Genomic DNA, 25,290 nt, shown 5'->3' on the forward strand with positions numbered 1-25,290 from the left:
GCTTCCTTGTTTTAGTTACCTACGAGGCCCGTCAACGCGCGAGTGCTGCATGGCTGCGGTTCGCTAGGGGGTACAGGCGGTGCAAAGAAACGGAACACTTTCGTTAAAAAAGCCTTATCCTGAAGGTTTAAGTCAGGATAAGGCTTTTATGAAACTGCTTTATTTCAATGATGCGGATGATGCCCGCGACTCACCGCTGGAATTGACGGCCGTAACCCGGAAATATCCTTGTAGCGGGGCGCCGGCATTGTATTGGAAGCTGGGTTCCCGGCTGGAACCGATTTTATTATACGGTCCGCCGGACTTTTCGCTGTAATAGATATTGTATTCGGAAACCAGTTCCTCAGGAGCGGCAGGATTCCATTGGAGCAGAGCTCCATGATCCACAGGCGTGATCTGCAACCCCGAAGGAGGTGCCGGAACTGTAACCTGACCCGTTGCGGAATCAGGAACATCCGGAATCTCCGTCGTACCCGGATTACCGGTATTCTCCGGAACAGTCGTATCCGGAGTCGAGGTATCCGGTTTTTCTTCCGGCGGAGCATCAGGGTTGACGCCACCCATGCTGTTTACGGTAGCGCTAGGCGCCGATTCCTTGCCGGCGACATCGACAGCCGTAACGTAGAAGGCTGTGCTTGCATCTGCCGTACTGGTAAAGCTGGTTGCATTGCCCGCCAGAACCACGCTTCCTGTTTTTTGGAAAGAGCCGCCGTTTTGGGAACGGTATAATCGGTATCCGACAACATCCGCCTGCGGGGCAGGATTAAATGTGATGATTGCCTTGCTTCCGTTCAGAGACATTCTGACATTTGCCGGAGCGGAAGGTGCGGCGCCATCATCAACTCGCGGATCGATCTGGGTTGGCATATCTTCGCCTGCATCTCTAGGGATGTAGTAAGACAATGGGGGATGGCTTCCACGCATTTTGGCAAAGGCAGCCTCCAGCTCTTTAATGAGATCCGGAATCGGTTTTTCCCGTTTGATGACGATTTTTTCCTTCAGCATATCATCCGGCGTTCCATCCCTTGGGATATAATTTGCTCCTCTATATGTGATGTATTTAACCTTGGCGATACCGTCATCGCTTTCTTTAGGCACATATTTGATATTGAATAAATCCGTTACAACTCTATCCGTTAACGACGTTGGAAGCTTGCCGCTGTATGCGGACACGGTTTTGTTAATGATGCCGTCCGGCTTCTCGAACTTCGGTGTCGTGAACAGATCGGGTTCCTTGCCTATAACTTCATTCATGATCAGCGTCCAAATCGACTGGGCGCGTTTTCTGGCGGGTTTGGTCGTCAAAGTGTTGACAGGCTCTTTGTATCCGACCCATACGCCTAAAGTCACATCAGGCGAATATCCCATAAACCAGACGTCCGCGTAGTTTTGCGTCGAACCGGTTTTGCCCACAATCGGGATTTTTTTAAAATACTTATAGTTTTTACGTACCTCGCTGCCTGTACCTTCCGTAATAACGGTACGAAGCATATCGGTCATGAGATAGGCGGTTTGCTTGGAAAATGCCTGCACAGGTTGGGCTTCATGCTTATATATGATTTTCCCGTTGGAATCCACGATTTTTTCAATCATATAAGCATCGTTAAACGTCCCCTGATTCGCAATGGCGCTGTAGGCGTTAGTCAGCTCCTCAACGGTTACGCCGTATTTCAAACCACCCAGAACGCCTGTCTGGGCCGAGTAGTCCTCTTTCTGGATGGTCGTGATCCCCAGCTTTTTGGAAAATGCCCACGCGCTGTCGATGCCAACCACGTTATTGTACAGTTTCAAAGCAACGGTATTGACGGATTTGTTCAAAGCTGTCCGTGCCGTCATCAGCCCGCTGTAGCCCGAAGTCGAGTTTTTAGGAATATGAAAGCCTTTTCGGCCGTCCTTCAAGATGATTGGAGCATCGTCCAGAATGCTTGCAGGCTGAATGGCTCCAGATTCGATGGCAGGCAGGTAGGCCGCAATCGGCTTCATAGTCGAGCCCGGCTGGCGGACCATTTGCGTTGCGTAGTTCATTTGCTCCTTGTGGAAGTCACGTCCTTCCAGCATCCCCAGAATGGCACCTGTTTTATTATCGATCATGATGGCAGCCGTTTGCTCAGGCCCTTTTGTTTTACTGTCAGGCGAGAAATTATTTTTATTTTCGCCGATTTTATGCATAGAACTGTATACACGCTTATCGATGGTGGTGTATACCCGGTATCCGCCGGTTTTAAGCTGCTGATTCGCCGCTTCCAGAAGTTCGCCGTTGTCATCGACCTGAGACGGGTCCTTGCCGGCTTCCTTCAGATTGAGCCGCATCAGGATCTCCGAAGCTTGTCGTTCCGTTTCCATCATCAGGTAAGGAAAGGTTGTGTATGCCTTTTCCGTACGCGGGGCCATCGCCTTGCGGATGTCGAAAGCCATCGCTTCCTTGTATTGAGCTCCGGTGATCTTGTTTTCTTCCATCATGCGCCGGAGCACGAGATGCTGTCGGTCCAGCGCTCGTTTGAATGCGTCCGGGTTAAAATCGCCTTTGGAATTATATGCGGAATATCTTGTCGGAAGCTGAGGCAAACCTGCCAAATAGGCAGCCTCGGCGATATTAAGCTGGTTCAAATCATTTACGTTGAAAATGCCTTTTGCGGCAGCTTTGATTCCGTACAAATTATATCCGCTGGAACCTTTGCCGAAAGGAACTTTGTTTAGGTAAGCGGTCAAAATTTCTTCTTTCGTCATGAAACGTTCGAGACGCAGGGAAAGCAGTATTTCCTTGATCTTGCGGTCATCGGTTTTGTCCAGACTCAAAAAGACACGCCTCGCCAGCTGCTGCGTCAGTGTACTACCGCCCGTTTGTACGGACTCGTGCAGCAGTTTTTGTTTGACGGCGCGCAGGGTGCCTTTAAGATCCACGCCTTTATGTTCGAAAAAGTCGTTGTCTTCTATGGAAACAACTGCATCGATGACTATAGCCGGAATCTGTTTGTATTCCACGGGACGTCTGTCTTCATCCGTGCGGATTTGGCCGATCGGTGTAGTCTGATCGCGAAAATAAGCAAAGCTGGTGATGGCGTTTTCACTCATCTTTTGGGCAATCATTGCTCTTGAGCGGACAGGTTCGTCCTTTACCTTGTAAGCAACGTAGCCGATGGCGGTGCCGCCGACAAACAGGGCTCCCATCATGCCAACGACGAACAGCCACAGGATGACGAGACCCGTCGTCCGGGCAAAGGACCGTTTACGTTTGGGGGCAGGCTGCTTATCGGTTTTTTTATTTTCATTATCAACCATTCGCGTGCGTTCCTCCTTTTAACGGAACTATTATAGCATAATTTGCGGATTTTGGATGCATGCAGAGAAAAGAGGGTTTTTTTAGATAAAGATGATGTCTTGAATGGACGATAGCGTGAAATGGTTGTTTGGTGTCATGCGGAAAAGGAAAAAGCCTGGAACCAAAGGCCCCAGGCTTTTGTAAAGCAAAGATTAACGGTTGTAGAATTCGACGATTTGTTTTTCGTCGATGTCTTGGGACAGCTCAGCACGTTCAGGCAAACGGATGTATTTGCCTTCCATAGCTGCATCATTGTATTCCAGGTAACCTGGAAGATGGCTGCGGTTTTCCAAAGCTTCTTTGATGGAAGAGAGGCTGCGGCTTCTTTCGCGAAGACTAACAACGTCACCAGTGTTCACCATGTAAGAAGCGATGTTTACTTTTTGTCCGTTTACAGTGATGTGGCCATGAGATACCAGCTGACGTGCGCCTGCACGGGAGTTGGCAAAGCCAAGACGGTAAACGAGGTTGTCCAGACGGCTTTCCAGCAGGAACATCAGGTTCTCACCGGCAATCCCTTGCATTTTTTGCGCTCTGCCGAAGAGCGTGCGGAATTGTTTTTCGCCTACACCGTACATATGACGCAGTTTTTGCTTTTCAGCGAGCTGCATGCCGTAGTTGCTTACTTTTCTCCGTTGGTTAGGACCATGTTGTCCCGGAGGGAAAGGGCGTTTCAATTCTTTGCCGGTACCGCTCAGGGAGATGCCCAGACGGCGGCTCAGTTTAAATTTAGGACCAGTGTAACGTGCCATGTTATAGTAGACTCCTTTATACTCAAATAATGTGAAGTAGGGCTCTATTTGCGCCGGGTTAGTTGATTGTGCTAGCCTTATACGGCAATGACACCTGATCGAAAAGATTCAGCCGCTGTTCGAATCAGTAACAAACCACGTGAGGGTGACACAACGTTACGCCCAAATTTAGACTGTAATACAGTCACATTCATCCATAGATTTTAAACGAAATCATAAGGTGAAGTCAAGTCCTGAGAAATATCGAGAAACGTCTAATTTTGTCGATAGGGCTTTGGTCCCAAAAAACTAGGACGAATATCTGAAATATTGATGCAAAATCAGTTTGAAGAGAGTAGAATAAGATTAATATAATACCAATAAAAATCTTATTTTTTGAGTGTGCAAATTAAACTCGCTTACATGAGTCTTAAGTGCTGGTTGCGGGCCATATTGATTTTGGGGTTAACCGGATTGATGTGGTGTCGTGCAAGACACCTTTTTAACGCGGTGTAAAGGAGCGCCTGCTAATGCCAGAACATCAACAGGATTTTTCCAGATATCAAAGTCTATTCCAGACAAATATTGAAGTGGCGTCTCCTATCGATTCTTCTGATTTATGGTTGGGGGAGATGGACATTACCGAATATGATTTGCCGTATGTCCGCGAGATTCTTCAGCAATCCTTTGAGGATTGGCGAACGGAAACGGGCTCACTCCCTCTTTCGCAGCATTCGAACTGGGCGATTATAGATCATGAGGGGGCTTGTGCTGCCGGCGAGCCATCGGTACATGCGTTGATTGAAGGTCCTCATGCAGGGCTGCTGTCGCATTGTTTGCAGACTCGCAAGTTGGTCAGCGCCGTGATCGATCATCCGATTGATCCGGTACACGAAGGGAGAACATTATGTCTTATACCGATTTTGTCGCGAAGTGAAGAGCTGGTTATCACAGTGATGGCTTGCATTCTTCCGCGCGATATTTCTGGCCCTCCCGGGCCGAATGCGGCCGTCGCTTCGGCGCTGCATTATCGCAGCTGCTTTTTCAGGCGTTATGAACATATTTTTATTTCGGATGTCATGAAGGTGCAAAAAAACGCCGAGCATGAAGCGAGCAGAAGATCGATCCTTTTCCAGATTATGCAGCGGATGCATGATCAGATCGACGTGGACACCGTGCTGACTGAAGTGCTGAACAGCATCGCCGTCCTGTACCCGTCCATCCAGCTCAGTCTCTTGATGTCGCAGGACCACCAATACAGCAATCCGAAAGTCAGGCCATTGGTATTCCACCCGTTTGGGGAAGATATTTGTGTACGGGCCTTTATGGACGGCAGGCTGATGATTCAGGATAGCAAGGAAAAGGATTACGTGGAAATCGGCATCCCGTTCGGGGGAAAACAAGGCATATACGGCGTATTTCATTTGAAAATGACGCAGGAGCTCAAGGAAGATCTTGACCTGCAGCTGATTACGATGATGATCGACACGGCCGGCAATGCTTTTGAAAACGCCAAGCTGTACGAGCAGTCCAATCTTCTGATTCATGAGCTGCGCCTCATCAACGAATTGACGCAGCGGCTGAACCAGAGTTTGCAGCTTGCGGATATCTATAAATTTGCCAATGAAGAACTGCTTAACATATTCAATGCGGATTATTGCTGTATTCTCCAGTTCAATGAGAAACGCAATGCGCTTGAAGTCATGTCCTGCAACGTCCCTTCGCTGTCGAAGGATACTTTCAGCAAGGATTATGGTTTCGGGGGACTTGTATTTGAAAAGAAAGAGCCTGTCATCCTGTCTGATTATCAATTGAATACGAAAGTCTCCTCCAAATTGATGGAGGTCACGGAGTCCCAGTCGCTGATCGCAACGCCGCTGACCGTGAACGGAAAAGTAATGGGAGCGATCCTGCTTACGCATCGCAGCCCGCATTTCTTTTCCTATGACAATTACAGGCTGCTGCAAACGCTGTCCAGCCACATCGGCCTGTCGGTCAGCAATGCCTTGCTGCATGCGGAACTCCGGCGCATGGCGAATCGGGATATGCTTACGGATATGTTCGCCCGCCATTACCTGGATGAAGCCATCCAGCATCACCAGGCGAATGATTTTTGCGGTTCCTTGATCGTCGTAGACATTGACCAGTTCAAACAAGTAAACGATACGTACGGACATCAAAAAGGCGATAAAATCTTGAAACAGGTCAGCAAAATCGTGAAATCCTCCATCAGGCCTGAGGATATTCCTGCACGCTGGGGTGGAGAGGAACTTGCCGTATATCTGCCGCAGCTTGGGGTGCACCAGGCGATGAAGGTAGCCGAGACGATCCGAACCCGCGTAGCCGAGGAAACCGATCCCGGTGTAACCGTCTCTAGCGGTATTGCCGAATGGTGCATCGTCGATGATCAGGTGAGCGTGGACAGCCTTTTTTACAGGGCTGACATGGCTTTATACCGGGCCAAAAACAGTGGCCGCAACCAGATACAAATCCAGACTCAAACCGAAGATACGCATGAGTAAAAGGGCGACCTGCATGTCTGCATGTAAATGCAGGCATCTTTTTTTTTCTAAATGCGGCCCTCCCTTCATAGCTGCGCATCGACAGACGTTTTTCTAATGCGGCAGCTGTATAAACGACATAAAGGCAGGCAAGCCTAAGGCAAAATGCCCATGAGCGCGAAAGAGAGGTAATGATGATGCAAAAGCTGAAACCAGGACGTCTTGCAGCGGCAGTTCTGCTTTCTACGAGCATTTGTTTGTGGCTTGGCGGCTGCGGGCTTTGGAATCCTAACAGCGAACCGGAGGCACTGTTCAAACAGACGCTGGGAGGACTAGCCGGAAAAGATTCTTTTCGTTTTACCGGCAAAGCAGCCATCAGAACCGAATCCAATAAAGAATTTCGGGAGAGCGTGGCCTATGAGGGCATTTTGACCGAGCATGACAAACTGACAATCCGAAGCATGCTGCCCGCGCAGCCGGCGAACGCCAAAAAACCCAAGCAGGTGACGGTCAGCAATTTTCATGCGGCCGAGTCCGGATTTCGCCGCCAGGACGGAGAGTGGGTGCATTTATTCAGCGAAGGAAACGGCATGCTGTCTACATCCTTGGCACGGTTTAATCCACTGGCGCAGCTGGATGCGATCGGCCGGCTTCCCAAACAAATCAAAGAAGCCTCGGGAGCGGCGCGGGGAACCAGGGTGCTGCGCATCGAATTAAACCCTACAGCGGCCAGAGGGTGGCTGGCGGAGCAGCTGGAGGAAGAGATGGGGGGGATCCGTCAGCAGGCGAATCAAGCAGCGCAAATCGGTTCATCTCGGGATAAGCGGGAACTGGCGGATGCATGGAAAAAAGGCGATGCGCAAATGAAGCAAATGCTGGATCAATCCGAGGTGGGAATGGTTTATTATTTGACGATCGACAAAAGATCCGGTTTCCCGCTCAAGCTTTCTTCGGAAACGAATATCCGCTATCTCAACCTGCACAATCAGGAGGAAGAGGAGTCCTTAATCAATGACGTCTCTTTCATCCCTTGATTATTTCCGCTTTTTCGGATGACCAAGGCAGCATAGAAGTGCTACAATAGAAGGCGGATAAAAATTAACCTTAGTTCAAAAAGTTTTTGTGCAGGGTGTGGGAGGTATTAAATATATGCGAGATCCAAGAATTCAGAAACTTGCTGAAAATCTGGTCGGATATTCGGTCAACGTTCAGCCGGGCGAAAACGTCCTGGTCGAAATGATTGGTCCTGAGCGGGATTTGCTGAAGGCCGTTATTGAAGAGGTACATAAGCGCGGGGGGAACCCGTTTGTCGAATTGACGGACAGAACCGTTCAGCGGACCATGCTCATGAACGCCACCGAGGAAATGGTTAAGACCTGGGGCGAGCTTGATCTGGAGCGCATGAAGAAAATGGATTGCTACATCGGCATCCGCTCAGGCGAAAACGTAAACGATCTCTCGGACGTTCCGGACGAGAAAATGCGTTTGTACAACACGCTTTACAACCATCCTGTTCACAGCGGACAGCGCGTAAACCACACGAAATGGGTTGTGCTCCGTTATCCGAATGCCAGCATGGCGCAGTTGTCCAATAAAAGCACGGAAGCTTTCGAAGATTTCTACTTCGATGTGTGCAACCTGGATTATGCCAAAATGGACAAAGCCCAGGATCCGCTTGCCGAGCTGATGAGAAAAACGGATAAAGTCCGCATTGTTGGACCGGGTACCGATCTCACCTTCTCGATCAAAGGCATTGGCGCCACCAAATGCGCCGGCGAGAAAAACATTCCGGACGGCGAAGTGTACAGCGCTCCAGTGCGCAATTCCGTTAACGGAACGATCAGCTACAACACAAGCACAGTATATCAAGGAATTACCTTTGAAAACATTAAATTTACTTTCAAAGACGGGAAAATCGTTGAAGCGACAAGCAATGAAACGGAACGTTTGAACCAAATTCTCGATTCCGATGAAGGCGCGCGTTATATCGGCGAATTTGCTATCGGTTTCAATCCGTATATCCTGCATCCGATGAAAGATATTCTGTTTGATGAAAAAATCGCCGGCAGCATTCATTTCACGCCTGGACAAGCCTATGAAGATTGCGACAACGGCAACCGTTCCTCGATCCATTGGGATATCGTTTTGATCCAGCGTCCGGACTACGGCGGCGGGGAAATTTATTTTGACGATGTGCTGATCCGCAAAGACGGCATTTTCGTAATCGATGAACTGAAAGGTCTGAATCCGGACCAATTGGTTTAATCCGCAAAAAATTGAATTTAGAAATCCCTTGCGCGAGTAAGCGGATTCAATGTATCATGAAAGTGGTAAAATGAATATTATACCTGATACCAAAGCTACGGAGGGATCCCAATGTCCAGTAACAACGCAGCTGTTGTGGAGATCGCCCAAACTGCGGGCAAATTTACATCGTCTATCGTTCTTCAGGCTGACAACAAGTACATCGACGTAAAAAGTATTCTGGGTTTGTTCACGACCCTTGTTAGCAATAAAGGTTATGAGCTTCACGTTCATGGACCGGATGCGGATGAGGCTAAAGCGGCTATGAAAGAAGTGTTTGCGAAGCACGGTCTGAAAGTCGAAGTTGTTGAAGATTAATTGCAGTGAAAAGCGTCTTGCCTGAATCCGGCAGGGCGCTTTTTTAAGCAGTATAGAATTTATAAGTTTTTTTGGGGGGTCCCCGCAAAGTATTTGGAATAAGCATCGAAGCATAGGCTCCACTTTGTGGGGTTATTTTAGAGTATGAGATTATTTTTTTGGGGTCACATGTGCTCCACTTTGTGGGGTTATTTAACGGAGGTTCTTGTATTGGGCTCTGATTTCGTCTAATATTAGAGAAGAGAACAAGGGTGTTACTTTTTGGACATAGGGGGGAAGATGCATGGCTTCTTCTGAGCTGCAGGAACAGTTGAACATGAAAGCAATCAGTCTTCTACAAGAAGATGCAGATAAAATACAGAAGCTTATAGAAGTACAAATGGAGAATCTGGCAACCCGCTATTGCCCTCTTTATGAGGAAGTGCTGGACACCCAGATGTACGGTTTTTCAAGAGAAGTTGACTTTGCGGTCAGAGCAGGATTGCTCCCCGAGGCTGCAGGCAAACAGCTTGTCAGCCAGCTTGAACGTAATCTGGCGCTCCTTTACGAAGCCTTGAACAAAAAAGAAGCGGAATAAAATTCCGCCTGCAAAAAGTTTACAAGATAAAAGCATGAACTCTTTTATTGAGTCCATGCTTTTTTTGCGATTATAATTTGGGGGATCCCCGCAAAGTATTTGGAATAAGCAACGAAGCATAGGCTTCACTCTGTGGGGTTATTTTGGCGCAGGAATAAAGTTATACCATGAAAAAGGAGACGCCGAGGATTAAATAGACGACCAGCAGAAGCAATCCTTCATACCAGTTGGTCTTGCCGTCCAGGATAATGGATTTGGCGATGAATACCGAAACCCCGATCGCCAGCAGTTCAATGGCGGTGAATACGAGATCCATCGTGTTGCCGAAGAAAAAACTCGCAAACACAAGCACAGGCGCAACGAACAAGGCGATTTGAAGACTGCTGCCCACGGCGATTTCCACGGCGGCCCCGATTTTGTTTTTCATCGCGAGCAGCACTGCGGCGCTATGTTCGGCGGCATTGCCGATGATAGCGACGAGGAAGGCCCCGACAAACAGCTCGCTCAGGCCGAAACGGCTGGTGAACGTCTCCAGCGTTCCGACAAGCCATTCGCTTACGAAGGCAACCATGACGGTTGCGATGATCAGATAAATTATGGATTTGCCTTTGGACCATTCCGGAGCGTGTTCATGCGGAAGCTCCTCTTCCGACTTCTCCGTCACGTCGGAGAGGTAGTTTTTATGCGTGATCATCGAGAAGACCAGCCAGGCGATGTAAGCCACGATCAGGATTCCGGCAACGATCAGGCTAAGCAGCTTGGTATCGTCCGTAGTGATGGAATGTGTGTTCAGGAATACGGCAGGAACAAATAAGGCGATAACGGCAACGATCATAAGCGAGCCGTTCATGCCGGCAAGCGAGACGTTGAAACTTTGCACCTTGAACTTCAGGCCGCCCGCAAAAATGCTCAAACCAAGCACCAGCAGCAGATTTCCGATAATGGAACCCGTCAAGCTGGCTTTGACCATATCGAATAAACCTTCTTTGACAAGGAAAATCGCGATGATCAGTTCGGCCGCATTGCCGAAGGTAGCGTTCAGGAAGCCGCCGAGCCGTTGACCTGCATAATGAGCCACGTTTTCCGTCGCTTTGCCCAAAAAACCTGCGACAAAGATGACGGAAATTGCCGACAGGATGAACTGAAACGTTGGATCCCAGCCCGCATAATGCCCGACCGCGCTGAGTACAAAAGAAGCAATCAGCAGAAAAGGGCTCAACCATTTTTTCAATTTTTCGACACCTCAGTGATATGTAAGATTCTTTCCCGTAATATTCAGAAAGTTTAAATCCTTTCAGAACTAAAGCGTAATTTCCGGGGTCCCCGTAAAGTAATGGGAATAAGCTCCGAAGGCCACACGTCACGGGTTATTTTAATATACCCAAAACATGATGCATTGTAAACAAATCTTAAAGGTAAAGATTTGCTTTTGATCCCTGTAGGAATTACAATAATTGATAATGAGATGAAGGAGGATGGGGTATGACTGAACAGCTACAACTGGAAACGGGGACCATCCGGATATCGGATGATGTCGTATCGAAAATTGCCGGCTTGGCGGCACTTGAAACACCAGGAATTGCGGCGATGTCAGGCGGGCTCTCCGAAGGATGGGCCAAACGCCTGAGCGGGAAAAACGTGCAAAAAGGTGTCACGGTAGAAGTGGGACAACTTGAGGCAGCCATTGATTTACGAATCATCGTTTTATATGAAACACCGATTCATGAAGTTTGCCGTATGCTGCAGCAAAATGTACGGGAAGCGGTGGAAAGCATGACTGGCCTTAGGGTCGTTGAGGTCAACGTCAAAGTTGAGGGCGTTGCTTTCAAGGATGATGAGATCGAAGACGGTGCAGTCCGCGCGAAATAATAAAGATTTTGCAAAAAAAGTAAAGAAAAGAGACTACACGGAACTCCTCCGGTAGTCTCTTTTAATATTTACGGATTTAACGACTTCCTGCTTCGCGGGCTGGTCGATCGATCTCGAGATGCTAAGCATAATCCCCATGGCGAACATCATGATAAGCAGGGAAGATCCGCCGTAACTTATAAATGGAAGGGTTACTCCCGTGAGCGGAATCGTCTGCGATACGCCGCCGATATTGACGAAAGCCTGTATGGCGAACAGCCCCATGATGCCAACACCAACCAAAGTTCCGAACGGATCCGGACACCTGAGCGAGATCAGGATGCCGCGCCATATAAAATAAATATATACGATCAAAAACAAGCTTGTGCCAATGAATCCGAATTCCTCGGCCATCACGGGGAATATAAAGTCATTGTACGGGTTTTTAATATAGTTCAGCTTTTGAATGCTTTTCCCGAAACCCGTGCCGGTCAATTGGCCGTTACCGATCGCGGTCAGGGACTGAATCAGGTTATAGCCTGTATCATCCGGATCCTCGAAAGGATCGATCCAAGCCGTGATCCGCCCGATTTTATAATCGGTGGATTGAGCCTTAGGTTCATCGCTATGCGTAACCGACTTGATAAGGTAGTTGGCGCCAAGGACGAGACTTGCCCCTAGAACCAGCAGGACGGCCGATCCGAGCATATGCTTGAGGCTGGCGCCTCCCGCATAAATAATGACCGCGCTGGTGGCAACGAGAATCATGGTGGAGCCCAGATCCGGCTGCATCATGATGAGCCCGGCTACGAAGCCGACGATCACCATGACCGGAATATAACCTGTCCGCAAATCCCTGAAGCGCTCCCCTTTTTTACTGATTAATGCGGAGAGGTACAGGATGATGGTGATCTTGGCAAGCTCCGTGGGCTGAATCCCGAGTCCGGCGATCTGCAGCCAGCTCCGGGCGCCGTTGATTCCGCTGGTAAAGCGTACGAGCACAAGCAGGATGACGGTTATGAAAAACATTGGAACAAAAAGCTTCTTATACTTACTGTAGTGAATGTTCATGGCGACAAACATAACAATTGTGCCAAACATGGCCCACAAAAACTGTTTTTTCGTAAAATATAGCGGATCATGATTGAATTTACTGCTGGAAATGGTGAGACTTGAACTGGCGCTGAACACCATGACCAGCCCAAAACCGACCAACAGAAAAGTAAGGATAAGCAGTTGAAAATCCGGCGTCCCTCTCTTCCTCAGTTGGGGTTTCTCTTGTTTCATAAGGGACCTTCTTTAAGCTTCCAGAGCAGCTTTGAATTGCTGGATTTTTTGATTGGCGGCGTTAAGGATCTTGGTAGGGATCGGAGTTTCGTATTCCAGGCCGTGCGGGAAGGTTGCTTTGCCCAAGTAAACGGCTTCGATTTCGAGCACGGTGTCCGGCTTCTCAAGCTTTCCTTGAACGGCGCGAGTATTCATGCGCAGGTAGTAATCGGAGTTGGTGTCCTTGTCTTCGATTTTATAATCGTATGTAGCGCGCGTGTATTCCCATTGCCAGCGAATAAAACCCGTTTTTTCAGCAATTTCGTCCATCAATGCCAGTTCGCTTTTCAGACCGACAAGTCCTGTATTTTCGAAAATCATCCTATAAAATCCTCCTTATTTAAACACCTGTAAAGTTCTTTACTCATGATATTATGTTTCAGGCGCTTGTGCAAGCCTTCGCACTGGCAGGGCATAACCCATTTCAGGCGTTTTCTGCTACAATGGAAAATAGCATTGCAACCAGGTTATGGAAGCAATGCGGCTCTACTACTTAGGCGAAGGGACGTATGCACATGAGAGAAGAGGCACTGCTGACTGCGCTGCATCCGCAAATGGTTCAGTGGAGACGTTATCTGCACCGCCATCCGGAGCTATCATATCAGGAAGAGAATACATCGCGGTTTGTAGCCGACAAGCTGCGCGGGCTTGGGCTGGAAGTATCCGTACGGGTAGGAGGCGGCCATGGCGTTTTGGGTATTTTAAAAGGCGGCAAGCCCGGTAAAACCGTAGCGCTTCGCGCCGATATGGATGCGCTGCCGATCCAAGACGAGAAGTCTTGCGAGTACTCCTCCGAAGTTCCGGGGGTGATGCATGCATGCGGGCATGACGGGCATACCGCAACGCTGCTGGGGGTGGCATCGTATTTTTGTAAACGCCAACATGAGGTGGAGGGGGAAATCCGTTTCATCTTTCAGCCTGCGGAAGAAGTGTGTCCGGGCGGAGCCCGGGGCATGATCGAAGCGGGGGTCCTGGAAGGAGCCGATGTCATATACGGAGTCCATTTATGGACGCCTTTTGCGGCAGGGGGGGCGGCAAGCGCACCCGGTCCGCTTATGGCGGCGGCGGATGAGTTTTTTATTGATATTCAGGGCAAAGGCGGCCATGGCGGTATGCCGCATGCGACCGTTGACGCCGTGGTGGCGGGAGCGGCGCTTGTTATGCAGCTGCAAAGCATTGTCAGCAGGACGGTGGACCCGTTGAAACCTGCTGTCGTCACGATCGGCACTATCCAGGGTGGGAGCGCGCAAAATGTAATCGCCGAATCCTGCCGTATCACCGGTACGGTTCGGACTTTCGATGAGGAAACGAGGGAACTTATACGCGGACGGATCGAGGAAATTTCCCATGCGACGGCGCAAGCCTATGGTGCGGCGGCAAAAATTCAATATATGATGGGTTACCCGCCGCTGGTGAATGATGACGGGGAGACCGAGCGTTTTTTCCGCGAGGCGCCGGGCATTTTTGGGGCGGATCAGGTCATCCGCTGCGATAAAATCATGCCTGCAGAGGACTTCTCTTATTATTTGCAGAAGATTCCGGGCTGCTTTATGTTTGTGGGAGCAGGCAATGAAAGCCTTCAGGCGGTTTATCCTCATCATCACCCGCGCTTTGATTTTGATGAATCGGCGATGCTGGGCGCGGCCAAGCTGCTGGTAGCGATGACGCAATCGTACCAAGGCTGGGAATAGTAGACGCGCGAGTAAATATAGGCGGCTGCAAGAATGATATGGCGATCATTGGGAAATTATAATGATATCATGCGAAAATAAAAGTTCATTTCCTTTCAATAGGGAATGGACTTTTTCAACATATATGAAAGTATAAACTTCCGGGGTCCCCGCAAAGTAATCGGAATAGGCTTCGAAGGTCACGCGTCACTTTGTGGGGTTATTTTAATTAGGAAAGGGAGCCGATTATGAACGATCTAAAAGCCTGCATCGTCCAGCGAGACCGTACGGTGCTGCTCGAATGCGGACATCCCGGATTCGAGGCGGCGCGGGAGAAACTGTCGCGATTTGCGGAGCTTGTCAAAAGTCCTTCCGCCTTCCATACCTACCGAATTACCCCTCTTTCTCTTTGGAATGCGGCCGCTCTGGGCTATAAGGCGGATGAAATAACGGAGGATTTGGCTTCCATTTCAAGATGGGGGGTTCCTGCCGGACTGTTACAGGAGATCAGGGAACTCGTCATGAGATACGGCAAGCTGAAGCTGCAAAAGGACGAAAACGAAGCGGGAGTGCTGCGTTTGACGGCAGCGGAGAGCCCGCTTCTGGACGAGATTTTCGCCGTGCCCGCATTGTCTTCGCAGATGGTCCGCTTAGGGATAGGGGAGGCCGTAATTAAGGCGGAGAGCAGGGGGAGTCTCAAGCAGGAATTGATGCGGCATGGATTTCCGGTGCTTGATCTGGCGGGCTATCATGATGGACAGGCTCTTAAGCTTGCATGGAGGACTGGGGACGGAAGCAGGGAGTTTAAGCTCCGCAGCTACCAGGATGAAGCGGCTCATGCTTTTGCGGGAATTGCCGGCGGCGGAAGCGGCGTTCTTGTTCTTCCCTGCGGAGCAGGCAAAACCGTCATCGGGATAGCCGCGCTTGAGAGGCAGCAATGCGAGTGCCTGATTCTGACGTTGAATACCACTTCGGTAGAGCAGTGGGTGCAGGAGCTGACGGACAAAACGACGCTGGACCCAACCCAAATCGGCCAGTATACGGGCCGCAAAAAAGAAGTTAAGCCGGTAACGGTCGCGACATATCAAATTTTGACGCACCGGCGCTCCAAAGAGGATGAATTCGAACATATGAAGCTGTTTAACGAGCGGAACTGGGGGCTAATTATCTACGATGAGGTGCATTTGCTGCCGGCGCCTGTGTTTCGGGCAACGGCCGATATCCAGGCGACCCGGAGGCTCGGATTGACGGCTACTCTAGTCCGTGAGGACGGATGCGAGGAGGACGTATTTTCGCTGATCGGCCCCAAACGCTACGAGATGCCATGGAAGGAACTCGAAAAGACGGGCTGGATCGCCCGCGTGGAGTGCTTTGAATTCCGTGTACCGATGGATGCTGCGCTGCGCGAAAAATATCTTTATGCGTTAGCTAAAGAAAAATTCCGACTTGCCGCTGAAAATCCGGCCAAGACGGCAATTGTGCTGCAGCTGCTCAAGAAACATCCGGATGCGGGAATTCTCATCATCGGACAATATCTCGACCAACTGAGCGGTATCGCGGCTGCGATCGGCGCCCCGCTTATCAGCGGCAAAACGGCGCAGCCGCAGCGGGCGGCATTGTACGCATCCTTCAAAAAAGGCGAAATTCGCGTGCTGGTCGTCTCCAAAGTGGCGAATTTCGCCGTGGATCTTCCCGACGCATCGGTGGCGATTGAAATATCGGGAAGTTTCGGATCGAGGCAGGAAGAAGCACAGCGGCTCGGTAGACTTTTACGTCCGAAAACGGGGGATAACCAGGCTTATTTTTACACGCTTGTCACCGAAAATAGCAAGGAGGAGGAATTCGCCGTGCGCCGCCAGATGTTTTTGATTGAGCAGGGATACGAATATTCCGTCCATTCCGTCAAGGAGGTGAGATCCGCAACATGAGCCATAATGAAGATGCGTATCTTGAACAGCTGCAACCGCTTGCCGAGGGTGATGCAGAACTCTTGAAGACGCTGGTTTCCCGTTTTGCCGGACAGCCTTTCAGCGAGCAGATATGGGAAGGGATAAGCAGCATCAGCCGCAGCGGCGCGGAGTTAAAGCTGTCGTTTATCCGTTTGCGAAAATACGGGTGGGTGCATGCCGTCAAAAAATCCTGGGGGGAAAGACTCTATTACATACCGGTGGAAAAGCTGATTCGGCTGCTCCCCATTTTTTTCTCCTGCAATCATGAACATCCTTCTGAGTCCGGCGGGCTGCACAGCAGATGTGATTCGGGGTCAGGGCTTGCGCTGGATTTGCTTCATGTACTGGCATTTGCGGCGGAACAGGGACTTCCTCTGACTGCAAAAGGCACGGTTCACAAAAAAAATCTGCAAAAGCTGCAGGAGCGTATTTCTTTAAAAGAAGAACATTTGCAGAGGCTTGCTTTGCAGTATGCTCATGATGAAGCATATACGCCGCCGCTGGCGGTTATTTTCGATCTGATGTTGTGCATGGGACTGCTGTCCAAAACCGCCGATGCTTTTGTTGTGGAGGACAAGCGCCTTGGAGAATGGCTCAGCCTGAATGAGGCGGACATGAACCGGTTGCTCCTTCGCACCGTAGTTGAGCGGTACGGCCAGACCGATGCGGGCATGCAGCTGTTCCGTTACATGATCTGCATGCTTCCACAGCATGAGGGAGCGTGGATAAACATTGCTTCGGTTCTGGAATGGATGAAGGGCGAGGGGCTGTTTGTCGCGGACGATGCTGTGGAAAAAGCAGCCGCATGGCTTTATGCCCTGGCCGGTTTTGGCTGGGGGGAAGTGGCTGTCACAGAAGAAGGGGAGTACGTGTTCAGATGGAGCATACGGCCGGAACTGCTGTCGGCTATAGGGGTTGAAGAAAGCGAAAACGGAGACGAACGTTTTTTCGTTCAGCCGGATTTTGACATCATCTGTCCGCCGGGCGTACCGTATTTAGCGCGGTGGAAGCTGTTGGTCTGCACTGATCTGGTTCAATGCGACCGCGTTTCCGTGTACAAACTGACAAGAGAGAGTGTAGCCAGAGCTGTTGAAAAGGGGATGGACATCCCGGATATATTGGATTTTCTGGCGGCGAAAGGGGCCGAAGGCATTCCGGAGCATGTGGCTGCTGCGATCGGGCAATGGGGCAAGCAGATCGGCCGAACCCAATTTGCCGAAGCTGTGCTGCTGTCCTGCATGAGCGAATCGGAAGGGGACGCCATCGCTGGAAACCCCCGCATCGCAGGCAGCGCTGAACGGATTGGTCCGAGGCATTTCATCGTTGAGCCTTCGCATATGACAGGGCTGCGCAAAATTTTGGAGGGCATGGGTCTTGCCCCGCTCAAAGCGGTGGCCGGCAGCGGGCGTACGGATTATGCCTACCCGCTGCTCCATGTGGATGCGGCGGTAAATGGGGAGATGCTAAGCGAGAGTTATTATGAAAGACAAGGGATGGTGTACGGCGGCAGGAACGTCCACTTTTTTGAACCTGACGAGGTTATTCCCGATCCGGCATCATTGTTTCCGGGGGTTGAGCAGGTACCGGCCAGATGGCTTCAGGATTGGCGGAGTTATCATAGTTCCACCGCGCGCACCATTGTGGAACAAGCCCAAAGCTGGCAGACCAAAATCCTCCTCAGCCATGGCGGGAAACGGGCGGAGTTTGCGCCGACAGCAGTTTATCCAAGCCCTTGGCGGGCGGAAGGGATTTTGCATGACCTGGAGAGCGGGCGATTTGAACGGCATGAGTTGACTGCCGAGGATATTGGGGAATTGAAGCTGATTCTTCCTTCTTTTGATTGAGACGACCTGATCCGGAGGGACTGAAAATCCTCTTCTTAAGAAAGACGGGTTATGATATGATAGAAGAGTCCACTTTTAGAAATTGACGCAATTTAGTGGAACTTTTTATAGAATTGAGATGAATTTCATGAGCGTATCAGAAGCGCAGACAATGGACATGGCTGCCGTACTGATGAACGCCTATGAATTAGGCGATATGATCAATCAGTCCGTCGAGGTGTCTGATTATTTATATTGGAAGCAGCGCGTTGACGCCAATCCTGACATTCAGGAGCTGGTCCGCCTGCTCGAAAAGAAAAAGGAACTCTTCGAGGAGACCCAGCGGTTTGGGCATTTCCATCCGAATTACCACAGCGCCAAGGACGAGGTGAAGGCTGTGGAGAAGCAGCTCGAACAGTTTGAAGAGGTTGTGCGCTTCAAGCAAGCGGAGAGGGAACTCGATGACATGCTGCATCAAATGTCCGAAATGATTGCTTTTTCCGTTTCGGACACCATCAAGGTGCCAAGCAATGATCCGAATCCGAAACGCGGCTGCGGCAGCGGAGGCAAATGCGGCTGCGGCGGCTAAGCGAAAAAGAGACCGTGGAATAAAGTGAGGTGGGAAAACATGTTTGCAGAACGGACGGGTTACATTATATGGGTAACGGATGTAAAAGCGGCCAGAAATCTCGAGAAATACGGGACTGTTCATTATATTTCAAGGCGCATGCATTATGTGGTGATGTACGTGAACGCGGATCGCGCCGAAGAGGTTGCCAAAAATATTCGCAGGCTTTCCTATGTGCGTAAAATTGAGCGATCCTACCGCAATGAGATCAAAACGGAGTATACAAAGGATATTCCCGATAAAACAAGATTTTATGGGCTATAGATGATGTTCAGTAAGTCCGCTTTTGATAAGCAAACCTCTGTCGAAGCCACTTCGAGGATGAGCGACCACGATGCATAGGTAGGTTTTCTGGTTTTCTTGCGATAGTTTACGTACCGTTCTTCTGTCGCGCTTTTTGCGGCTTCCCATCAAACGAACCTAATGATTTAACAGCAGCAGCCCTTGTCGGGCTGTTTTTTTTGTTGTCTGTCTTCTTCGGGAGTACGTCGAGAGACTATTTTCAAAAGACAAGTTTCAGCTGCAGGCGGCAGTGAAAGATGACAGATTTTTAACTTGAAAAACCGGAAATATTTGTAAAAAATGCGCATATAGTCTATTAATCAAACCTTTTTGGTAGATCGGCCATCTGGAATTCTATCTGCTTAAGTCTTTTTTACTTGTACAACATGTGGCAATGATGTAACATGATAGGTAAATATACTTAGATAATAAGTCCTATACGGTGGAGAGTGATGTTCCATGCGCGACAAAGGAATGGAAAGATGGAGCACCTATGAACCATTCTATGTTGTTTTGGGCGATAAAAAGGTTGCCGACATTGTCATTACCAATCATGCGAAGACAAGATATAATGATCGAATTGAAAGAGGAAATAAACGGAGCGACGGCATTGCGGCATGGATGTGGGAGTGCCTCAAACAACGCCGGATGATTCCGTACTACCGCAATGAACAGGATGTTTATCTGATTGACGAGGATTTGGTTGTTGTCGCCGAATTTACGGAAATCGAAGGGGAGCATGATATCTGCGGCAACCCTTTGCATAAAATGATTGTGGTCACTTTTTTGGGACGCATGTCAGAGACCATTGAGTTGAGAGATTTGAAATCGTATTATTCCTGGCTCCGCCATTCCCGGAGAATGACTTTGATCAAAAATACGCGCAAACGCAGATAGTATTTGGGGCTGACTTCTATGAAAGAACGACGATGGGACGTTTTCTTTAAGATATCAGAAAGTATAAACAACAGGGAGAAGCATCCTGATATCGCAAGAATAAACTACTGCTAAAAGCGGTCTGTCTTCTTAGATATTACATCGATAGATGTTTTTCTTAAGATATAAGACTTCCATGCCGCTTCGCGGCACCACTGATGGATGAAAATTTTGTCCATACTGCTACTATGGCTGGCGAAGGTAGGTCGTACTTTCTTGGTGTCTCGAACCCGTATATAAGACGGACCACAACGACCCGGTGCATCGCAGATTGTTGCTCCTTCGGGAAGCACGCAGGGCAGAATAACCCTTTTTGGTAGTTGCACCAGCCTTAAAATCACCCAGTCGTAAGGAGAAGTACGTATGGAAGTGTTAATCGAACGTTGCTGCGGTCTGGATGTTCACAAGAAGAGCATCACCGCCTGCATTATCACCCCTCAAGGAAAGGAGATTCGAACATTTGCTACAATGACCCGAAACCTGATTGAATTGGTAGACTGGGTCAAACAACACCGTTGCACCCATGTCGCGATGGAAAGCACCGGAGACTACTGGAAACCGATATATAACCTGTTGGAATTGGAAGAACTCAAGCCCATGGTCGTGAATGCGCAACATATTAAATCTGTCCCTGGACGTAAAACGGATGTCAAGGATGCTGAATGGATTGCCAAGCTGCTGCGGCATGGTTTAGTGCAAGGAAGCTATATTCCGGACCGAGATCAAAGGGAACTGCGAGAGGTGATTCGTTACCGGCGAAGCATTATTGAAGAACGAACGCGTGAAGCGAATCGGCTTCAAAAGGTGCTCGAAGGCGGCAACATCAAGCTATCCTCAGTCGCTTCCAACGTACTCGGGGTTTCCGGACGAAACATGTTGGAAGCCATAATTAACGGTGAAACCGATGTTTCTGTCTTGGCCGATTTCGCCCAAAAGAAACTAAAGCTGAAGAAAGAACAGTTGAAACTGGCGCTGGAAGGGCGACTTGGCCCTCATCAACTGCTCATGATCGAGAAGCAGCTCGCCCATATCGATTATCTGAACGAATTGATCACCGAATTGGATACAGAGATCGATAAACGTATGGCCCCTTTTGCTGAGGACCTGAAGTTATTGGATTCGATCCCCGGTGTCGGTAAACGAACTGCCGAACAAATCTTGGCAGAGATCGGTACGGACATGTCGCGGTTTCCAACCCCTGGCCATTTATGTTCCTGGGCAGGGATGACTCCAGGTCACGATGAAAGCGCGGGGAAGAAAAGGTCAGCCAAAACACGAAAAGGAAACAAAAAACTGCGAAGTGCCCTAACTGAGGCGGCGCGGGCGGTGACACGTAAAAAAAATTCGTACCTGGCAGCCCAGTATCATCGTATTGCTGCACGACGCGGAAAAAATAGAGCCGCAGTCGCCGTAGGACATACCATTCTAACGATCGTACATATCTTGTTAACGCGAAAACAAGAATATGTGGAGCTTGGCTTTGATTACTTTGATAAGCGAAAGCGTGACATCTTGATTAACAACTCGATTAAGAGACTAGAGTCCCTTGGACTTACAGTCAGCATTCAAGAACAAACGGCTTAAGCGGTTCAAACCCATTTTTTAAAAAAGCAAGTTACTGGGGTTAGTTTCGTATTGCCAAAAACGGCTTTTCTAACGATACTACGAGCTGATAATTTTCAGGGCAGAAAGTATAAACTTCGGAGATCTCGCATCCTTATATCGCAAGAAAAATTACCGCTAAACGCGGTCTGTCTTCTATGAGAGTACGTCGATAGACGTTTTTCTTACATAATCCAAGCGCTTGCATCAATATTGGGAAAACGAAACAAACGATAAAACGGCATGGGTCCGGTCGAAGGACTCCATGCTTTTTTTTGCCATATCAGTATAAACCGGGGTCCCCGCAAAGTAATCGGAATAAGCTTCGACGGTCATGCGTCACTTTGTGGGGTTGAATTTCCGGGCCCCCCGCAAAGTAATCGGAATAAGCTTCAAAGGCTGCACGTCACTCCGTACTTTTACTCCGCAAAAGCGCCCCTCTTCGTGAGTCGTCGGACTTCTTTCCGATACTCTTTGTGGGGTTATTTTGTATGTTTTGCAACGGATCATATACAATAAATGGACAAGAAGCATAGGAGGGAAACAAGTATGGATCAAACAGCAGGAAAATGCGATCTGCATACGCATACGCAAGCTTCCGACGGCATGCAGAGCCCGACGGATAATGTGCAGCTTGCATATGCCAAGGGGCTGGCGGCTGTCGCTATTACCGATCATGATACGGTTGCGGGTGTAGCCGAGGCGATGGCGGAAGGGGAGCGCTGCGGCGTAAACGTCGTACCCGGCGTGGAGATCAGCACGCGCGCCGGAGGCAAAGACATCCATGTGCTCGGGTATTACGTAAACTGTTCGGATCGGGCTTTTTTGAAGCGGCTCGCCGATTTAAGGAATACCCGCGAGCAGCGCAACGTAAAAATGATCGCCAAACTTCAGGAACTCGGCGTGAACATTACATTGGAAGAAGTTATTTCCGGGCTGGGAAGAGAGCTGCGTCCTGATGAAAGCGTGGGCCGTCCGCACATGGCCGATGTCTTGGTAAAGAAAGGATATGCCCGGGATATGAGGGACGCGTTTGACCGCTATCTTGGGGAGAATGCCCCGGCATTTGTATCCGTTCCGCGGATTTCGCCGCAGGATGCCTGCTTGTGGATCCGTGAAGCGGGAGGTGTGCCTGTGCTGGCGCATCCGGGCATCTATGGAGATGATGATCTGGTCAGAAAGATTTTGGAGGAAGCTCAGCCTGCCGGAATTGAGGTTTTTCATTCCGATCACGGCAAGGAGGAGGAAAAGCGTTATCAGGCGGTGGCCGATGAATACAGGCTGATCGTGACGGGGGGCTCCGATTTTCACGGAGCAAGGCAGGGCGTCGTATTCCACGGTGATATCGGCAGCCGGTCGGTTCCCGTCTCGGTATTGGATCAACTGAAGAAAGCTTCGGCAAACCGGTGAAAGGGTTATAGATTAAAAAAAAAGCTGCCCGCTTCTGTCTTGGCATAGACAAAAGGGGCGGCTTTTTAACATATCAGCCAGAAAGTATAAACTTCCGGGGTCCCCGCAAAGTAATCGGAATAAGCTTCGAAGGTCACGCGTCACTTTGTGGGGTTATTTTGGCGTCCGGTGGACTACAGCTCGTTCCAGATGCGTTTGATCCGGTCGTAGTCCGGCGTAATAACCAGCGTTTTTTGATGATCGTATATGACGAATCCGGGTTTGGCTCCGTTAGGTTTATGGACGTGACGGATCAGCGTGTAGTCGACAGGTACGCTGCTCGATTCTTTGGCCTGGCTGTAAAAGGCTGCAAGCAGCGCGGCCTCTTCCAACGTCTGCTCGCTGTATTCGGGACTGCGGATGACGACATGCGAGCCGGGAATATCTTTGGTGTGCAGCCATGTATCATTCGGGCCGGCCAGACGGTTGGTCAAATATTCGTTTTGCAGATTGTTTTTGCCAACGTAGATGTCGATGCCTTCCGTTGACTTGAACACATGCAGCGTAGGGCGGTCATTTTTTTTCTTTTTCTTTGTCTTTTTGCTGCGGTCGCGGAGATATCCCTGCTGGATCAATTCTTCGCGGATTTCGCCGATGTCGCTCATGGAAGCATGGGACAGCTGCTGCAGCAGCTCATCCATATAACGGATTTCCTCTTTCGTTTTCGCAAGCTGTTCTTGGATTACGACGAGGCTGTTTTTGTATTTGTTGTATTTTTTGAAATACCGCTGTGCATTGTCTGACGGTGTGAGCAGCGGATCAAGCGGAATGGATACTTCCTTCTGCTCCTCGTCATAAAAATTGGCGAGCACTGCTTGTTTATCACCTTTGTTCACCTGATGAAGCGAAGCGAAAAGAAGCTCTCCATAGATCCTGTATTTGTCGGCGTCATCGGCTTCGGCTAAATCTTGGTGGAGGTGATCAAGCTTTTTGATGTTTTTGGAGCGTTCGTTGTGCAGAAAACGGAGGAGATCGCTGACCTTTTGCTTTACCGCGTCGCGTTCCGCTTTTTCCCCGTAATAATCCTCCATGCAGGCGCTGATGGAATTGAATTGTTTGATTTCGTCCTTAAGCATCGTGAGGCCGATGGCGGAGAAAACCATTTTGCCTTTGGCATTCGCTCCTGTCACGGGTGCGTAATGGTTATTCCGAACAGACGTCATAACCGACTCGAAAGCATCCCATAACGCGGCGCATCTTTCATAAACTTCGCTTTCGCCAAGCTGCGGATCGGCGATGACTGGCGTGCCGGCGCGAAAGACGATCTCCTGGGCGATAAGCGGGCTAATTCCGCTAAAGGTATCCACGATCCAGGATACGGGATCCAGAATGCCTGAACATTTGACGCAAAATTCCCTCCGGTCTGCTTCAAGCGGATTAAGCTTGTTCTGCTGCGGCGGTTCGGTATAGGCGAATCCGGGCATGACAATCCGGTAGCTGCTGATGCTTGGCGTGACATGGTGAATTCCGTCGAGAATGTTTCCGCTTGAGGGATCGGTCAAAATAATGTTGCTGTGGCGTCCCATCAGCTCGACGATAATCTTTTTGGTAGACACATCCCCGAGCTCGTCGCGCTGCCGAACCGCCAGATGGATGATACGCTCCATCCCCACTTGGCTGATCTCCTCGATGATTCCGCCTTCGCAATGCTTGCGCATCAGCATGCAAAACATCGGCGCTTCCTGCGGATTCAGAAAACTCCGCTCCGTAAAGTGTACGCGCGGATAAGTCGGGTTGACCGAGAGCAGCAGCTTGGCGTTGCCTTCGCGCGTGCGCAGGTGAAGCAGAAGATCATGGTCGTTTGGCTGGTATATTTTACTGATCCGTGCTCCCCGGCAGGCTTCAAGCTCATGCACAATCGCCCTTGTTACGATTCCGTCCAATGCCATAGTTTATATCTCCTATCTTTTCTTTTGCTTTTCAGATTTGTCCGTTGCTTATCAGGTTTGCTTCTTCCGTGATCTATTCCCATCCATGAAAACCGATCTTCTCTATGATGCCATAGTTTGCGCAAAAACTTAAGAGGT

At 49.5% G+C, this 25,290-nt stretch carries 20 protein-coding genes; 14 read left to right on the forward strand and 6 right to left on the reverse strand.

The features are described 5' to 3' along the window. Positions 1–159: 159 nt before the first annotated feature. The gene (locus L6442_RS10565) at positions 160–3,279 is read right to left on the reverse strand and encodes a transglycosylase domain-containing protein (RefSeq protein ID WP_212980135.1); all 3,120 of its coding nucleotides are present in this window, start codon (positions 3,277–3,279) and stop codon (positions 160–162) included. Positions 3,280–3,471: 192 nt separating this feature from the next. Continuing rightward, positions 3,472–4,071, reverse strand: a complete 600-nt coding sequence (gene rpsD, locus L6442_RS10570) for a 30S ribosomal protein S4 (protein WP_194229972.1) — start codon at positions 4,069–4,071, stop codon at positions 3,472–3,474. 509 nt (positions 4,072–4,580) lie between these two features. On the opposite strand from rpsD, the gene L6442_RS10575 reads away from it, so the two are divergent. From L6442_RS10575 to L6442_RS10595, 5 genes are all read left to right on the forward strand, one after another. Continuing rightward, on the forward strand, positions 4,581–6,572 hold the full coding sequence (locus L6442_RS10575; protein ID WP_212980136.1) for a sensor domain-containing diguanylate cyclase: 1,992 nt from the start codon (positions 4,581–4,583) through the stop codon (positions 6,570–6,572). 170 nt (positions 6,573–6,742) lie between these two features. After that, the gene (locus L6442_RS10580) at positions 6,743–7,585 is read left to right on the forward strand and encodes a hypothetical protein (RefSeq protein ID WP_212980137.1); all 843 of its coding nucleotides are present in this window, start codon (positions 6,743–6,745) and stop codon (positions 7,583–7,585) included. Between the two features lie 115 nt (positions 7,586–7,700). Continuing rightward, positions 7,701–8,816 (forward strand): aminopeptidase, encoded by a 1,116-nt coding sequence (locus L6442_RS10585; protein WP_194229969.1) that lies wholly within the window; start codon positions 7,701–7,703, stop codon positions 8,814–8,816. A 111-nt stretch (positions 8,817–8,927) separates the two neighbouring features. After that, complete coding sequence (locus L6442_RS10590; RefSeq protein ID WP_194229968.1) at positions 8,928–9,173, forward strand: HPr family phosphocarrier protein; 246 nt, start codon at positions 8,928–8,930, stop codon at positions 9,171–9,173. Positions 9,174–9,456: 283 nt separating this feature from the next. Then, a complete protein-coding gene (locus tag L6442_RS10595; protein ID WP_212980138.1) occupies positions 9,457–9,750 on the forward strand; it encodes an Fpa/YlaN family protein in 294 nt (97 codons plus the stop codon). A 160-nt stretch (positions 9,751–9,910) separates the two neighbouring features. Here L6442_RS10595 and cax read toward each other — a convergent pair whose 3' ends face one another. Further along, positions 9,911–10,981, reverse strand: a complete 1,071-nt coding sequence (gene cax / locus L6442_RS10600) for a calcium/proton exchanger (RefSeq protein WP_212980139.1) — start codon at positions 10,979–10,981, stop codon at positions 9,911–9,913. A gap of 251 nt (positions 10,982–11,232) precedes the next feature. On the opposite strand from cax, the gene L6442_RS10605 reads away from it, so the two are divergent. Further along, positions 11,233–11,619 (forward strand): Asp23/Gls24 family envelope stress response protein, encoded by a 387-nt coding sequence (locus L6442_RS10605; RefSeq protein ID WP_212980140.1) that lies wholly within the window; start codon positions 11,233–11,235, stop codon positions 11,617–11,619. A gap of 33 nt (positions 11,620–11,652) precedes the next feature. Here L6442_RS10605 and ftsW read toward each other — a convergent pair whose 3' ends face one another. Then, the gene (gene ftsW, locus L6442_RS10610; RefSeq protein ID WP_212980141.1) at positions 11,653–12,885 is read right to left on the reverse strand and encodes a putative lipid II flippase FtsW; all 1,233 of its coding nucleotides are present in this window, start codon (positions 12,883–12,885) and stop codon (positions 11,653–11,655) included. A gap of 12 nt (positions 12,886–12,897) precedes the next feature. After that, positions 12,898–13,245, reverse strand: a complete 348-nt coding sequence (locus L6442_RS10615; protein ID WP_194229963.1) for a YugN family protein — start codon at positions 13,243–13,245, stop codon at positions 12,898–12,900. Positions 13,246–13,439: 194 nt separating this feature from the next. Here L6442_RS10615 and L6442_RS10620 point away from each other — a divergent pair, with 194 nt between their 5' ends. From L6442_RS10620 to L6442_RS10655, 8 genes are all read left to right on the forward strand, one after another. Continuing rightward, positions 13,440–14,615, forward strand: a complete 1,176-nt coding sequence (locus L6442_RS10620; protein ID WP_373871837.1) for a M20 family metallopeptidase — start codon at positions 13,440–13,442, stop codon at positions 14,613–14,615. A gap of 227 nt (positions 14,616–14,842) precedes the next feature. After that, positions 14,843–16,522, forward strand: a complete 1,680-nt coding sequence (locus L6442_RS10625; RefSeq protein WP_212980143.1) for a DNA repair helicase XPB — start codon at positions 14,843–14,845, stop codon at positions 16,520–16,522. Beyond that, entirely contained in the window at positions 16,519–18,387 is a 1,869-nt protein-coding gene (locus L6442_RS10630) for a helicase-associated domain-containing protein (RefSeq protein ID WP_212980144.1), read from the forward strand. The genes L6442_RS10625 and L6442_RS10630 overlap by 4 nt, the downstream gene beginning before the upstream one ends. Positions 18,388–18,514: 127 nt before the next feature. After that, positions 18,515–18,955 carry a YlbF/YmcA family competence regulator gene (locus L6442_RS10635; RefSeq protein ID WP_212980145.1) on the forward strand — a complete coding sequence of 147 codons (441 nt, stop codon included), beginning with the start codon at positions 18,515–18,517 and terminating at the stop codon, positions 18,953–18,955. Between the two features lie 39 nt (positions 18,956–18,994). Continuing rightward, positions 18,995–19,258: a YlbG family protein gene (locus tag L6442_RS10640; RefSeq protein WP_194229958.1), complete on the forward strand. Its 264-nt coding sequence runs from the start codon at positions 18,995–18,997 to the stop codon at positions 19,256–19,258. 477 nt (positions 19,259–19,735) lie between these two features. Beyond that, entirely contained in the window at positions 19,736–20,173 is a 438-nt protein-coding gene (locus L6442_RS10645) for a hypothetical protein (RefSeq protein WP_194229957.1), read from the forward strand. A 402-nt stretch (positions 20,174–20,575) separates the two neighbouring features. After that, the gene (locus L6442_RS10650; RefSeq protein ID WP_212981629.1) at positions 20,576–21,796 is read left to right on the forward strand and encodes an IS110 family RNA-guided transposase; all 1,221 of its coding nucleotides are present in this window, start codon (positions 20,576–20,578) and stop codon (positions 21,794–21,796) included. A gap of 567 nt (positions 21,797–22,363) precedes the next feature. After that, positions 22,364–23,224 carry a PHP domain-containing protein gene (locus tag L6442_RS10655; protein ID WP_212978566.1) on the forward strand — a complete coding sequence of 287 codons (861 nt, stop codon included), beginning with the start codon at positions 22,364–22,366 and terminating at the stop codon, positions 23,222–23,224. A 173-nt stretch (positions 23,225–23,397) separates the two neighbouring features. Here the strand turns inward: L6442_RS10655 and L6442_RS10660 are convergent, their stop codons facing one another. Next, positions 23,398–25,152 (reverse strand): Rqc2 family fibronectin-binding protein, encoded by a 1,755-nt coding sequence (locus tag L6442_RS10660; protein WP_212978565.1) that lies wholly within the window; start codon positions 25,150–25,152, stop codon positions 23,398–23,400. Positions 25,153–25,290 lie beyond the last annotated feature (138 nt).

Origin of the sequence: Paenibacillus azoreducens (assembly GCF_021654775.1) — a bacterium.
GTDB lineage: Bacteria > Bacillota > Bacilli > Paenibacillales > Paenibacillaceae > Paenibacillus_AQ > Paenibacillus_AQ azoreducens.

Excerpts from the sequence above, each read along its gene's own strand:
- L6442_RS10565 (WP_212980135.1), bottom strand. The coding sequence starts at position 3,279 with ATGGTTGATAATGAAAATAAAAAAACCGATAAGCAGCCTGCCCCCAAA.
- rpsD (WP_194229972.1), bottom strand. The coding sequence starts at position 4,071 with ATGGCACGTTACACTGGTCCTAAATTTAAACTGAGCCGCCGTCTGGGC.
- L6442_RS10575 (WP_212980136.1), top strand. The coding sequence starts at position 4,581 with ATGCCAGAACATCAACAGGATTTTTCCAGATATCAAAGTCTATTCCAG.
- L6442_RS10580 (WP_212980137.1), top strand. The coding sequence starts at position 6,743 with ATGATGATGCAAAAGCTGAAACCAGGACGTCTTGCAGCGGCAGTTCTG.
- L6442_RS10585 (WP_194229969.1), top strand. The coding sequence starts at position 7,701 with ATGCGAGATCCAAGAATTCAGAAACTTGCTGAAAATCTGGTCGGATAT.
- L6442_RS10590 (WP_194229968.1), top strand. The coding sequence starts at position 8,928 with ATGTCCAGTAACAACGCAGCTGTTGTGGAGATCGCCCAAACTGCGGGC.
- L6442_RS10595 (WP_212980138.1), top strand. The coding sequence starts at position 9,457 with ATGGCTTCTTCTGAGCTGCAGGAACAGTTGAACATGAAAGCAATCAGT.
- L6442_RS10605 (WP_212980140.1), top strand. The coding sequence starts at position 11,233 with ATGACTGAACAGCTACAACTGGAAACGGGGACCATCCGGATATCGGAT.
- ftsW (WP_212980141.1), bottom strand. The coding sequence starts at position 12,885 with ATGAAACAAGAGAAACCCCAACTGAGGAAGAGAGGGACGCCGGATTTT.
- L6442_RS10615 (WP_194229963.1), bottom strand. The coding sequence starts at position 13,245 with ATGATTTTCGAAAATACAGGACTTGTCGGTCTGAAAAGCGAACTGGCA.
- L6442_RS10620 (WP_373871837.1), top strand. The coding sequence starts at position 13,440 with ATGAGAGAAGAGGCACTGCTGACTGCGCTGCATCCGCAAATGGTTCAG.
- L6442_RS10625 (WP_212980143.1), top strand. The coding sequence starts at position 14,843 with ATGAACGATCTAAAAGCCTGCATCGTCCAGCGAGACCGTACGGTGCTG.
- L6442_RS10630 (WP_212980144.1), top strand. The coding sequence starts at position 16,519 with ATGAGCCATAATGAAGATGCGTATCTTGAACAGCTGCAACCGCTTGCC.
- L6442_RS10635 (WP_212980145.1), top strand. The coding sequence starts at position 18,515 with ATGAGCGTATCAGAAGCGCAGACAATGGACATGGCTGCCGTACTGATG.
- L6442_RS10640 (WP_194229958.1), top strand. The coding sequence starts at position 18,995 with ATGTTTGCAGAACGGACGGGTTACATTATATGGGTAACGGATGTAAAA.
- L6442_RS10645 (WP_194229957.1), top strand. The coding sequence starts at position 19,736 with ATGCGCGACAAAGGAATGGAAAGATGGAGCACCTATGAACCATTCTAT.
- L6442_RS10650 (WP_212981629.1), top strand. The coding sequence starts at position 20,576 with ATGGAAGTGTTAATCGAACGTTGCTGCGGTCTGGATGTTCACAAGAAG.
- L6442_RS10655 (WP_212978566.1), top strand. The coding sequence starts at position 22,364 with ATGGATCAAACAGCAGGAAAATGCGATCTGCATACGCATACGCAAGCT.
- L6442_RS10660 (WP_212978565.1), bottom strand. The coding sequence starts at position 25,152 with ATGGCATTGGACGGAATCGTAACAAGGGCGATTGTGCATGAGCTTGAA.